We start from the raw sequence: 13,266 nt of genomic DNA, 5'->3' as shown, positions 1-13,266 counted from the left end.
AAACATCTGACCTAACGCACGGAAACGTTATATAAGATATTTGACCGTGGATTAGATAGTGCTTATAATAATTTGAAAAATTATTACATAATGAGAAGGAAAAGTCCTTTTGAAACAGTCAAAAATAAGTATAAGAAGCAGATTTGTAACTAACATGATGTCAGGTGGTTATAAAGCTGTCTTGCAAAAGGTGCTTAATTGAACTTCAAAAGGGCGTTAGTAAGAGCTCAAAAGGGCATCTTTTGCAACTCTATTGGGCATCTTTTAGAAGCTAAAAGAGCATGTCCTTCAAAAGTAAGGTGTGAAATATTATTACAAAATATGGCAGGGTATAATATTTCTCCTTTACATTTTCTCCTGAGAGAGTAGTGTAGATAGCACGATAACCCTACTAAAATGTAAGTAAGAAGGTTCACCCAGAATTTGGAGAGATTGTAAGTCCCCTGTATAATGTGGCACACATAGAGATAGATAGGACAGAGGTTAACGGAATTTTATAGAGGTTCCTCTATGACACAAAGAGAAAGCAGAGACGGACCGCACAGGTTGATGATATCTTTAGTGATAAACGTTATTCATAAACTTTACAAACACTCATCCCCCAATAAAACTTACAGATATCCTCTGTTGCTCCAAAAGGCAGTTATGCTCTTTAGCTTTTTACCGTTGTTCATCTCCTTCCCAAAACTCCCAACTTGCGAAAGCTTGTAGGAGGAGCATTTCAAGTCCATTCTTTACTACTGCTCCTTGCTCGCGCCCTTTTGCCATAAATAGGGTTTCGTCAGGGTTATAAAGCAGGTCATAGAGTAGGGTATGACTATCCATTGCTTCGTATGGAAGGGTAGGGCACACATCAGTATTGGGATACATACCAAGTGGCGTACAATTAATAATCACATTATACTCATGAATAATTTCAGGAGTGATCTCTTCATAGGTTAAGGCATCAGCTCGCTTTGTACGTGATACAAACTTTGTTTCCAATCCAAGTGACTTTAAGCCATAGTTAATAGCTTTTGAGGCACCACCTGTACCGAGGATAAGAGCTTTTTTGTGATGACGTTCAAGAAGTGGCTCAATACTTCGTGTAAACCCTATTACATCACTATTAAAACCTTTAAGTATTGTTTTATTTCCTTTGTGAGTGACCCGGATAACGTTTACGGCACCGATAGCTTTAGCTTCTGGACTAAGGCTGTCAAGATAGGGGATAACCTGTTCCTTATAAGGAATGGTCACGTTCAACCCACGTAATTGAGGATTAGCATCAACAACCTCTTTGAAATCCTCTATTGATGGAATTTCAAAGTTGATGTATTGGGCATTGATGTGTTCATTCTCAAATTTCTCATTGAAATAGCCAATAGAGAAAGAATGCCCTAATGGGTAGCCAATTAGTCCGTACTTGTCCATATCTTTAACTTGTTCTATAAATTATTTTATTCTCCGTTGCATCGAATGATATTCCACTTACAAACAGACTTCCTGTCACTTCTATTATTCTAATCAGTCACTTAACAATTTGTTTTACAGTAGTTTAAAGTGAAGTGTTAAATGTGACAGGAAAACGAAATCAAAACTATATTGATAATATAGCTAATAATCTCTCCTTTCCTTATTAGGATTTTGTAAGTCAATATCTCAGAAAAGTCCTATTTCTCTGCAAAATACATTGTACAGATACCGAATGTCAGTCGGCGGAAAGAGCTTTTCGCAAAACCCGCCTTTTGGAATATCTCCATCATCTTTTCACCTTGTGGGAAAGCCTCAATAGTCTTGTTAAGGTATTCGTATGCACTTTTATCTTTTGAGATAAACTTAGCATAGTTCAGCAAGAATGTGTTAGAATAGATGCGGAAAAGTTGTTTCATAGGGAACTTAACAGGCGTTGTCAGTTCTACTATGCTTAGATGTCCGCCCTTCTTCAGTACACGACAAATCTCGACAAGTCCTTTGTCGAGGTTCTGGAAGTTACGAATACCGAATGCTGCTGTCACTGCATCAAACGAATTGTCAGGAAAAGAAAGGTTAAGGCAGTCTTCCTTTTGGAATGAAATGACATCACTCAGTCCTGCAGCTTTTACCTTTTCACGACCGATAGCCATCATTCTTTCAGAAATATCTGCACCAATAAGATGTTCTGGCTTCAGCTCTTTGGCTGCAAGAATAGCAAAATCGCCAGTACCTGTAGCAATGTCAAGCATCTTCTTTGGATGGAAGGGCAGCAGTTGACGAATAGCCTTCTTGCGCCATCCTTTGTCAATATTTCCAGAAAGACGGTGGTTTAGTGTGTCGTAAGTCGGTGCGATATTGTCAAACATCTCTGCTATGAGTTTGCCTTTCTCGCCATCGCCATCATAGGGTTTTATCTTTTCCTGTTCGTACATATTCTTTTAATTCATAATTCATAATTCTAAATTCATAATTATGATTACTATTCTTTGATATGTTATTAGAGCATATTAGGTGTTAAGCACTGAATAGTTCTAATCAAAATTATGAATTTAGAATTATGAATTTAGTATTTATCAATTTACTTTCTTAAAGCTAAGTACTCCTTCACGTTCTTTTCGATACGTGCAGCAATATCACCCTCTTCAGCAGCCTTGTCAAACTTCTCGCCTGTGATATGCTCGTAAAGCTCGATATAGCGGTCGCTAACAGTCTCACCATACTCATCTGTAATCTCAGGCATTGTTTGTCCGGGCTCGTTCATGAAGTTGTGTTCAATCAACCACTGACGGAGGAACTCCTTAGAAAGCTGTTTCTGTGGTTCGCCTTTCTCAAGTTTCTCCTCGTAGCCTTCTGCATAGAAGTAACGACTTGAGTCTGGTGTGTGAATCTCATCAATGAGGTAGCACTGACCATCACGCTTACCGAATTCATACTTAGTATCAACAAGTATCAAGCCCTGCTTTGCGGCAATCTCCTGACCACGTGCAAAGAGTTTGCGTGTCCAGTCTTCGATGATTGCATAGTCTTCTGCAGAAACAATACCCTGCTCAATAATCTCTTCCTTAGAGATGTTCATGTCGTGACCTTCGTCAGCCTTAGTAGTTGGAGTTACGATTGGCTCTGGGAATCGCTCATTCTCACGCATGCCATCAGGAAGCTTTACGCCACAAATCTCACGGCATCCGTCCTTGTAAGCACGCCATGCAGAACCAGTGAGGATTGAACGGATAATCATTTCAACACGAAAGCCTTCGCACTTCAGACCAACAGTTACCATTGGGTCAGGAGTAGCTAACTTCCAGTTAGGACAGATGTCTGTTGTCTGGTCAAGGAATTTGGCAGCAATCTGGTTCAAAACTTGTCCTTTGAACGGTATTCCTTTTGGTAGAACAACGTCGAATGCAGAGATTCGGTCGGTAGCTACCATGACGATAAGATCGTCGTTGATGTCATACACATCACGTACTTTGCCGTGATAAACACTCTTCTGTCCATCGAAATGGAATTCAGTCTTTGTTAATGCTTTCATTGTTTTTATGTTTATAGAGTCCTATCTCTTGTTAGCCTTATCGTGTGCCTCGTAGGCATTCACGATACGCGTAACCAATTTGTGTCTTACAATATCTTTCTTGTCAAGATTGATGACAGAGATACCATCCACCCCATTTAAGATAGAAAGAGCTTCTTTCAATCCGCTTTTCTCGACATGGGGGAGGTCTATCTGCGTAAGGTCACCTGTAATAACCATCTTTGTATTCCAGCCCATACGTGTTAAAAACATACGGATTTGTGCTGGTGTTGTGTTCTGTGCTTCATCAAGGATGACAACAGCATCGCTCAGTGTTCGCCCTCGCATGAATGCTAATGGAGCAATCTGAATGATATGCTTATCCATCATATCCTGCAGTTTGACAGCAGGAATCATATCCTCTAAAGCATCATAAAGTGGTTGAAGATATGGATCAATCTTATCCTTCATGTCACCCGGAAGGAAGCCAAGCTTCTCACCTGCTTCAACAGCTGGACGTGAAAGGATAATCTTCTTTGCGGCCTTCTCTTTGAGAGCCTTTACGGCCAATGCAATACTGAGGTAAGTTTTACCTGTACCTGCAGGCCCAACAGCAAATATCATATCGTTTTTCTCGAAGGCATCAATTAGTTGCTGTTGATTCTCCGAGCGTCCTTTGATAGGTCTGCCCGATACAGAATAAACAAGGACGTCCTTTACCGCATCTGCTTTGGTCTTACGACCTTTCACGATATCAAGGATGTCCTCTGCTGTAATGGTGTTATACCGCTCTACATGCTTGCGCATGGTTTCAATGTCTTCTTCAATCTTTACCATCTCCTCTTCATCACCTAAGATGCGGATAACGTTGTCTCTTGCAACAATCCTCAACTTCGGAAAGAGCGACTTTATCATCTGGAGGTGACCGTTGCCAACCCCATAGAAGACCACAGGGTCTATATCTTCAAGAACTATATGCTTTTCTATCAATTTATTCTCTTTTATATTTGTTCGCAAAGTTACTATAAAATAATGATACTTACAAATTATTCTTAATTCATAATTCGCAATCAGCAAAATCTTATTACCTTTGTATCAATGAAACAAAAAACGAAGATTACAAAGAAACGCTTTTTATTAAGCTTCGTCGCTATAACTTTTCTTTTAGCCATCATAAGGTTAGTGTTTCCGTCTATTGCTCATGATAAGATGAAAGCACTATCCAAACTCGATGGTGATAGTATTCCTGTCATGAAGAAAGTTGATTCTGCTAAGATTAAAGCTCAATCAACTCCAAGTAATATAAAACTATCTCGTTTCTTTAAAGCGGATGGTTCGCAGAAGAAAAATAGAATCGTTGGTGTAAGAGACTATGAGGAGAGCTTCCCTGACTCACAGCCACAACAACTTGAGGCTGCCTTACGTTATGGTGTCAAGCCTGTTGCTAATCGTGCTGATGCAGAAAAGCGTAAAAGTGAATTGATGTATATTGGCAGTAACCCATATTATAAAATGAAGAAGCTAAATAGTAGCATTCCGTATCTTGTTCCACGTGCTGCAATCTTGCTTCAAGATATTTCACGTAACTTTATGGATAGCTTGCAAACAAAGGGAGTACCTATTAATAAGCTTTTAGTTTCGAGCGTATTGAGAACAAAGGAAGATGTTGAGCGACTTCGTCGATATAATCATAATGCAACAGAGAATAGTTGTCACCTCTATGGTACAACCTTTGATATAGCTTATAATAAGTATGCTTCAGTCACTCGTCCAGTGACAAACGATACGCTTAAATGGGTATTGAGTGAGGTGCTGAACGACCTTCGTTCACAAGGACGGTGCTTTATAAAACATGAAAAACGCCAAGGGTGTTTTCATATTACTGTAAGGTGATTTTGATTTGAGAACAATGAAGCGCAGATGTGATTTTATGGAGAAGTTGTTTGCATATTCAAAATTTTTCGTAGTAGATTTAATATAATCATCAGATTATTTGGCTGTTAGAAAAAAAAGAAGTAATTTTGCAGTCGCTGTCACGAGATGACAGTATTAAATTCAAACCTTTAAAATATTTATTAAAGAATTATGGCAACAAAAATCAGATTGCAGCGCGGTGGTCGTAAGAACTATGCTTTCTACAGCATCGTAATCGCTGACGCTCGTGCACCACGTGATGGTAAGTTTACTGAGAAGATTGGTACTTATAACCCTAACACCAATCCAGCCACAGTAGATTTGAATTTTGAGCGTGCTCTTTACTGGGTTGAGACTGGTGCTCAGCCAACAGACACTGCTCGTAACATCCTTAAGGGTGAGGGCGTTTACATGATGAAGCACCTCCGTGGTGGTGTTAAGAAGGGCGCATTCGATGAGGCTGCATGCCAGCAGAAGTTCGACGCTTGGAAACAGGCTAAGGTTGCAGCTACAGAGGCTATTGAGAAGAAGGTAACCGACGCTAAGAAGGCTGCTGCTGCTCATAACCTTGAGGCTGAGAAGAAAGTTAACGAGGCTATTGCTAAGAAGGTTGCAGACAAGAAGGCTGCTGCCGTTGCAGCACAGGCTGAGGCTCAGGTTGAAGAATTTGCTTCAGAGGCTCCTGCAGAGGAGACTCCTGCAGAGGCATAATCCTTGCTCGCTATTAAAGCATAAGTCCATAGACTCTATAAGGGTTTATGGGCTTTTTTTGTGATAGATTTTAAAAGATTGCAGTTTGATATAATTCCTATACAAAGAAGTCATTATTGTCTTACTGCATTAGTAATAACAATAATGACTCTTTCTTACCTTTTTAATTCATGTGTTGATGCCCAGCATATATGGTGTTGTTAGTAAACACCAATGGTGTTAGGGTTTGAACATCATACAATATGTTGCTGCGACAGAAGCAACTTATTCTTATTTGCTTTTTATATCTACCTATACATACTCTTCTCCTTGTAGGAAGGCTCGTTTTACAATAGGTGTTGTGTAAGCGTATGGGATAAATTCAATAGATGGGATGGTATCTGTAATGAAGAAGTTAGCAACCTTTCCACGTGTTATAGAGCCATATTCCTTACTTAACCCCATAGCGCATGCTCCATTCAAGGTTGCTGCATTGATTGCTTCGGCTGGCATTAATCGCATCTTAATACAGCCAAGAGAAACGATAAACTTCATGTCTCCTGATGGGGTAGAACCTGGGTTGTAATCACTTGCAAGGGCAAGTGGCAGTCCTTTGTCTATCATCTTTCGTCCTAAGGCGAAAGGAAGGTTGAGGAAGAAGGAGGTTCCGGGGAGTGCCGTAGGCATGGTTTCGCTATTCTTTAGAATCTCTATCTCTTCTTCAGTCATACTCTCTAAGTGGTCAACTGACAGTGCGTTATGCTCTACGCCAACCTCTACACCACCAGAAGATTCTAACTCGTCGGCATGAATCTTTGGTCGCATACCATATTCTGCACCAGCTTTTAGAATACGTGCAGTCTCTTCTGGGGTAAAGAAGCCCGTATCACAGAATACGTCAATGAACTCTGCTAATTTCTCTGCACCCACAGCTGGTATCATTTCGTTGATAATCAAATCAACATAAGCATCTTGTCTACCCATATATTCACGTGGAACCGCATGAGCTCCGAGGAATGTTGCTACGACTTTTAGGCGTGTTGTCTCTTTGATACGACGGATAACACGAAGCATTTTCAATTCGTCTTCCGTATTCAGTCCATAGCCGCTCTTTATCTCCACACAGCCTGTTCCTTTCCTAATAATCTCATCAACACGCTTCATAGCTTGCTGATAGAGTTCGTCTTCACTCATTTCATGAAGACGATCTGCAGAGTTGAGGATACCACCCCCACGCTTTGCAATCTCCGCATAGCTGAGTCCACGAATCTTGTCAACAAACTCTTGCTCTCGGCTACCAGCAAAGACAATGTGGGTATGAGAGTCACACCATGAAGGGAGAATTGTTCCTCCTTCTGCATCTACAATCTCTTCGTTTCCAGAAGCTGGTGGATAATCACTCATCTTACCATAATCAGCAAAGCGACCGTCCTCTATGAGGAGATAAGCATCTGACAGCGTGTTAAGTTCTGCCATCTCTTTACCTTTGAGGCATAGCTTACCGTCGTGGTCTATACCAGCAAGTAAACCGATGTTTTTTATTATTAGTCTTTTCATTTCAAGTTTTTTTCCTAATCTATGAAAGTATGAGAATAATAGATATTAAATAGAAAGAGGTTGCACCAAAAATGTTACCAATCTTGATACAACCCCTTTATGACTTATTTATTTACGTAAGAATTCTACAGATTTAGCAATGTGAGGTGCCATAAACTCGTCTGTATCGATAAAAGGAACATTCTTACGATAAGCCTTATGAACAGCTTCAATCGCAGGAGATGACTTCAACGGACGACGAAATTCAAGTGCCTGTGCTGCATTGAAGAGTTCGATAGCAAGTACACGCTCTGTGTTCAATACAACCTGATAGAGCTTCGTTGCTGCATTGGCTCCCATGCTGACATGATCTTCCTGTCCTTGTGACGATGGAATACTATCAACAGATGCAGGAGTACAATAAGTCTTGCTTTGACTAACAATAGATGCAGCTGTGTACTGTGGAATCATAAAACCGCTGTTTACACCGGGCTTAGCCACGAGGAAGCTTGGTAGGTTACGAGTTCCAGATACGAGCTTATAGATGCGACGTTCAGAGATATTGCTCAGTTCGCATAGCGCAATAGCAAGAAAGTCCATAGGTTGTGCGATAGGTTCTCCGTGGAAGTTGCCTGCTGAGATAACAAGGTCTTCATCAGGACAAACGGTTGGGTTGTCAGTTGCTGCATTCACTTCGATATCTACAACAGACTTAACATAAGCAATCGTATCCTTTGAAGCTCCGTGTACTTGTGGCATACAACGGAAAGAATAAGGGTCTTGTACGTTGACCTTAGGCTGTTTGATAAGCTCACTTCCTTCCAACAACTCTCTTATGCGTGCTGCAGTATCAATTTGTCCCTTGTGATGACGCACTGCGTGAACAGCATGTGTGAATGGTTCAATACGTCCATCGTAAGCCTCAAGAGACATAGTACCGATGACATCAGCCCATTCGCTCAAGCGCTCACTTTGTAAGAGTGCCCATACTGCAAAGGCATTCATGTTCTGTGTACCATTGAGTAGAGCAAGACCTTCCTTTGAAACGAGTTCAATAGTGTCCCATTTCATCTTCTTCAAGATGTCAGCACCAGAGAAGATTTCGCCTTTGTATTCCACCTCACCCATACCAATAAGTGGTAAAGAAAGGTGAGCCAAAGGAACGAGATCGCCCGATGCGCCCAGCGAACCTTGCATATATACAATAGGATAGATGTCGTTGTTAAAGAAGTCTATCAGTCGTTCGACGGTTTTCAGCTGGCAAGCAGAGTAGCCGTAGCTGAGCGATTGAATCTTGAGCAGCAACATTATCTTTACAATCTCATTTGGAACGCGATCTCCCACACCACAAGCATGAGACATTACAAGGTTCTTCTGCAACTGTGACAGGCTATCCTTGTCAATAGATATCTTACAGAGTGAACCGAAACCAGTAGTCACACCATAAATAGGTGTTTCTGATTCTTTAATCTTATTATCGAGATACTCTCTACAACGGATAATACGTTGACGTGCATCTTCAGAAAGTTCAAGTTTTGTGCCGTTCTTGATTATCTCGCCAATCTGCTCAATAGACAGATGCTCGGCACTAATCTGATGAATTTTGTTCATAGTTTTACGGATTAGTATAATAGATTTAATTGATTAAAAAGCAGTGTTGATAACGTCATCATCAACGAAGTTAGGGAGGGTAACACATAGTCCCGGTGTGCGCTCCATCTCTCTTCGGATGGCGTCAATAGAACCAGTGTTGCGTGCCCAACTACGTCGTGCAATACCGTTGTTCACATCCCAAAGGAGCATCTGACGGATATGACGATCTGAGTCTTCGCTACCATCAATCACCATACCGAAGCCACCATTGATAACTTCTCCCCAGCCAACACCGCCACCATTGTGGATGGATACCCATGTTGCTCCACGGAAAGAGTCACCAATAACATTCTGTACAGCCATGTCAGCACAGAACTGTGAGCCATCATATATATTAGATGTTTCGCGGAATGGAGAGTCTGTTCCCGATACATCGTGGTGGTCACGTCCAAGAACAATAGGACGAGAAATCTCTCCCTTACGTATAGCTTCGTTGAAAGCCAAGGCTATCTTTGTGCGGCCTTCAGAGTCTGCGTAGAGGATACGAGCCTGAGAACCAACAACTAAATGGTTCTTTCCAGCCTCTTTAATCCAATGAATATTGTCGTCAAGCTGACCGATAATATCTGGAGTTGCAGTCTTACGCATTTCTTCTAATACCTCTGTTGCAATGCGGTCGGATGTTTCCAAATCCTTTGGATCACCAGAAGAACAAACCCAACGGAATGGTCCAAAACCATAGTCGAAGAACATTGGACCCATAATATCTTGTACGTAGGATGGATAACGGAACTTACCATCTGTCTTCATGATATCTGCTCCTGCACGGCTTGATTCCAAAAGGAAAGCATTACCATAATCAAAAAAGTACATTCCTTTATCTGTCAGCTTGTTAATAGCAGCAACCTGACGACGTAAAGATTCCTGAACTTTCTCCTTAAAGAGTTGTGGCTCTTCTGCCATCATACGCTTAGACTCTTCTAATGACACACCTACAGGATAATAACCTCCTGCCCATGGGTTGTGCAACGAAGTCTGATCGCTTCCTAAGTCAACGTGTATGTCTTCTGCTGCCAAGCGTTCCCAAAGATCTACAACATTGCCTACATAAGCCATAGAGACTGTGCGCTTCTCTTCAACAGCCTTCAATGCTGCAGGTATAAGTTCGTCGAGCGAAGTATGTAGTTCGTCAACCCAACCTTGGTCGTAACGCTTCTGTGCTGCTAATGGATTGATTTCCGCTGTAATGCTAACTACACCAGCGATGTTACCAGCCTTAGGCTGAGCGCCAGACATACCACCTAAGCCAGAAGTAACGAAGAGCATACCTTTAATACTGGTCTCTCCTGCCTTCAATCGTTTGCGGGCTGCATTCAGAACGGTGATCGTTGTACCATGAACGATGCCCTGTGGACCGATATACATATAGGAACCAGCTGTCATTTGTCCATACTGGCTTACGCCTAATGCGTTATCGCGCTCCCAGTCGTCAGGCTTAGAATAGTTTGGTATTACCATACCATTCGTTACCACAACACGTGGCGCATTCTTATGAGAAGGGAAGAGACCGAGTGGATGACCAGAGTACATAACCAAAGTCTGTTCGTCTGTCATCTCGCTCAAGTATTTCATTACCAAACGATATTGTGCCCAGTTCTGGAAAACGGCACCATTACCACCGTATGTAATCAGCTCATGTGGATGTTGTGCAACAGCCTTATCGAGGTTGTTCTGAATCATCATCATGATAGCTGCTGCCTGTTTAGAGTTATGCGGGTATTCGTCGATAGGACGAGCATACATCTCGTATGTTGGGCGGAAACGGTACATATAGATACGACCATATTGGCGTAATTCCTCAGCAAACTCTGGTGCTAATATTGCATGGAACTTCTTAGGAAAGTAACGCAAGGCATTACGCAGAGCAAGTTTCTTCTCTTCTTGTGTGAGAATATCTTTACGCTTTGGTGCGTGATTGATAACAGAATCGTATGCTTGTGGCTCAGGTAAAACATCAGCTATACCTGTGCAAATATCTTTTATAAATTCTTCTTTTGTCATAGTAGCTTAGCTGCTTTATTGGAGTTGTAGTTATTTGAATAGAATTCTAAAGTAAGGAGTAATAGCTAAAGCATATATCGGGTTTAGCTACCATTATATATCATTATCTTATAAAGATTTTAATTGGGCAGGCAAAAGTACACCCGCCCTTTTTGTTGATATATAATTTACTTTATTATAGATAGGCAAAGAAAAGTATATCTTCTTGTATATAAGTGAAATAAACCTTATATTATAAAAAAATACATTATAGTTTAGCTTCAACTATCTTCATTATCTCAGCCTCTGCTTCGTTTGCTTTTACTATCAACTCGTTAGCTTCGGCAACTAAACGTTCTGCGGTCTCTTTGTCTTTCAAACCAGAAGCGTTAATCTTCACGTTCAAACCAGCACCGAGTACCGCAGCACGAGCTGCCAATACGCCAACGCCAGCATCTGAAACACTGTTTGGATTACCTTCTTCTGCCATTGCACGACAAAGTTCAAACACTTTGTATGAAGCCTTCATTGTATGCAATGGAACCTCTGTTGCAAAGAGTGTTGCTTCTTGTATTGCTGCAGAGCGTGTTGCCTTTTCCTCGTCAGTACCCTTAGGAAGACCGAAGGCAGACATAATACGGTTGAAAGCCTCTGTATCTTCATCAACGAGTACCATCAGTTCCGCTTGTATTACCTGACCCTTTTCTGCCCAATTACTGAACTCTTCCCAGCGTGCATCCCATCCTGCCTTATGGCTGGAAAGGTTGGCTACCATTGTGCCTAAGGCTGCACCTAATGCACCCATATAAGCTGAGATTGTACCACCTCCGGGTGCTGGAGATTCACGTGAAGTCTCATCAGCAAACTCTTTGACTGTTAAGTCAATGAGCTTTGGAGTCTTATTAGTATCTTCCAACAAATATTCAATAACTTTTTCACGTGGATTGAAAGGCTTCAAATCATCTAATCCCATAGACATAATAGCAATCTTGATGATGTCTTCTTCTGGAATACCTATTGAGCGTTCTTGCTTCTTCAAGAAGTAAGTTCCAGCCTCAAGGAGCGTACGCTTAGGAATAAGACCTACTATTTCAGTACCAGTCACGCGTATACCACGCCTCTGTGCACAGCGACAAACCTCGTCAAAGGCAACATGAAGAGGAGTAACGTTGATGTCGGTTATATTCATAGATACCTGTGCAATTCCGTATTCATCAATGAACCAGCCAATAGCCTTTGTAGCCTTCAATGTACCCGGTTGCATGATGACTTCGCCCTTATCGTTCTTCATTGGCTTACCAACAGGTGAACCACCTTCACGCATCGGACGACCTTTCTCTCTTACATCAAATGCTATTGCGTTGGCACGACGTGTTGAGGTTGTATTGAGGTTGAAGTTTGTTGCAATGAGGAAGTCACGTGCACCGACAGCTGTACAGCCTGTTCGTGCTAATTGCTCGTCCCATTCACGTGCACCATAGTCAGGTGCTTCTGCTGCTTCTGTCATACGCTGAGGAAGTGCTTCATACTCCCCTTTACGACAGATAGCAAGATTCTTACGTGCAGGAGTCTTGGCAGCTGCTTCATAGCAGTAGCAAGGTACCTGTAATTCATTTGCGATACGCTCAGCCAACTGGCGTGCCAATACGGCACATTCTTCTAAGGTAATGCCTGCTACAGGAATAAGCGGACAAACATCAGTTGCACCCATACGAGGATGAGCACCATGATGCTGTCGCATGTCAATAAGCTGTGCAGCCTTCTTAACACAAAGGAAAGCAGCCTCTACAACTACTGATGGTTCGCCAACGAAGGTTACAACCGTACGATTGGTTGCTTCTCCTGGGTCAACATCTAATAATTTAACACCTTTAACGCGTTCTACTTCATCAGTAATCTGCTTGATTACATCTTTGTTGCGTCCTTCACTAAAATTAGGAACACACTCGATGATTTGTTTTTCTCGTGCCATATATAACTAATATAGATTTAAACAACTGAGAGTTTAGGTTTTCGAGTGTAAAAATACA

10 protein-coding genes are annotated in these 13,266 nt (G+C 41.6%); 2 read left to right on the top strand and 8 right to left on the bottom strand.

Annotated features, from left to right (window positions below; genetic code table 11):
- Positions 1 to 660 precede the first annotated feature (660 nt).
- The 4 genes from J5A56_RS05825 to J5A56_RS05810 all read right to left on the bottom strand — a co-directional run bounded on the left by J5A56_RS05825 (position 661) and on the right by J5A56_RS05810 (position 4,453).
- On the bottom strand, positions 661 to 1,413 hold the full coding sequence (locus J5A56_RS05825) for a shikimate dehydrogenase family protein (protein WP_021670660.1): 753 nt from the start codon (positions 1,411 to 1,413) through the stop codon (positions 661 to 663).
- A gap of 239 nt (positions 1,414 to 1,652) precedes the next feature.
- Positions 1,653 to 2,387, bottom strand: a complete 735-nt coding sequence (gene ubiE, locus J5A56_RS05820) for a bifunctional demethylmenaquinone methyltransferase/2-methoxy-6-polyprenyl-1,4-benzoquinol methylase UbiE (protein ID WP_021670659.1) — start codon at positions 2,385 to 2,387, stop codon at positions 1,653 to 1,655.
- Positions 2,388 to 2,533: 146 nt separating this feature from the next.
- Positions 2,534 to 3,484, bottom strand: a complete 951-nt coding sequence (locus J5A56_RS05815; protein WP_021670658.1) for a phosphoribosylaminoimidazolesuccinocarboxamide synthase — start codon at positions 3,482 to 3,484, stop codon at positions 2,534 to 2,536.
- A gap of 21 nt (positions 3,485 to 3,505) precedes the next feature.
- Positions 3,506 to 4,453, bottom strand: coding sequence for a PhoH family protein (locus J5A56_RS05810; protein WP_036918588.1), 948 nt, complete (start codon positions 4,451 to 4,453; stop codon positions 3,506 to 3,508).
- A 108-nt stretch (positions 4,454 to 4,561) separates the two neighbouring features.
- Between J5A56_RS05810 and J5A56_RS05805 the strand changes: the two genes are divergently transcribed.
- Both J5A56_RS05805 and J5A56_RS05800 read left to right on the top strand, forming a co-directional pair.
- Positions 4,562 to 5,356: a DUF5715 family protein gene (locus J5A56_RS05805; protein ID WP_021670656.1), complete on the top strand. Its 795-nt coding sequence runs from the start codon at positions 4,562 to 4,564 to the stop codon at positions 5,354 to 5,356.
- 192 nt (positions 5,357 to 5,548) lie between these two features.
- Positions 5,549 to 6,088, top strand: coding sequence for a 30S ribosomal protein S16 (locus J5A56_RS05800; RefSeq protein WP_021670655.1), 540 nt, complete (start codon positions 5,549 to 5,551; stop codon positions 6,086 to 6,088).
- Positions 6,089 to 6,379: 291 nt separating this feature from the next.
- Here J5A56_RS05800 and hutI read toward each other — a convergent pair whose 3' ends face one another.
- The 4 genes from hutI to ftcD all read right to left on the bottom strand — a co-directional run bounded on the left by hutI (position 6,380) and on the right by ftcD (position 13,208).
- Positions 6,380 to 7,624 (bottom strand): imidazolonepropionase, encoded by a 1,245-nt coding sequence (hutI, locus tag J5A56_RS05795; RefSeq protein ID WP_021670654.1) that lies wholly within the window; start codon positions 7,622 to 7,624, stop codon positions 6,380 to 6,382.
- Positions 7,625 to 7,732: 108 nt separating this feature from the next.
- The gene (gene hutH, locus J5A56_RS05790; RefSeq protein WP_021670653.1) at positions 7,733 to 9,214 is read right to left on the bottom strand and encodes a histidine ammonia-lyase; all 1,482 of its coding nucleotides are present in this window, start codon (positions 9,212 to 9,214) and stop codon (positions 7,733 to 7,735) included.
- 33 nt (positions 9,215 to 9,247) lie between these two features.
- A complete protein-coding gene (locus J5A56_RS05785; protein WP_021670652.1) occupies positions 9,248 to 11,257 on the bottom strand; it encodes a urocanate hydratase in 2,010 nt (669 codons plus the stop codon).
- 247 nt (positions 11,258 to 11,504) lie between these two features.
- Entirely contained in the window at positions 11,505 to 13,208 is a 1,704-nt protein-coding gene (gene ftcD, locus J5A56_RS05780; RefSeq protein WP_021670651.1) for a glutamate formimidoyltransferase, read from the bottom strand.
- Positions 13,209 to 13,266 lie beyond the last annotated feature (58 nt).

It is taken from the genome of Prevotella melaninogenica, assembly GCF_018128065.1.
Lineage (GTDB): Bacteria > Bacteroidota > Bacteroidia > Bacteroidales > Bacteroidaceae > Prevotella.
Note: the sequence above shows the minus strand (reverse complement) of the source record. Positions and strands in the feature narration are given on the sequence as shown.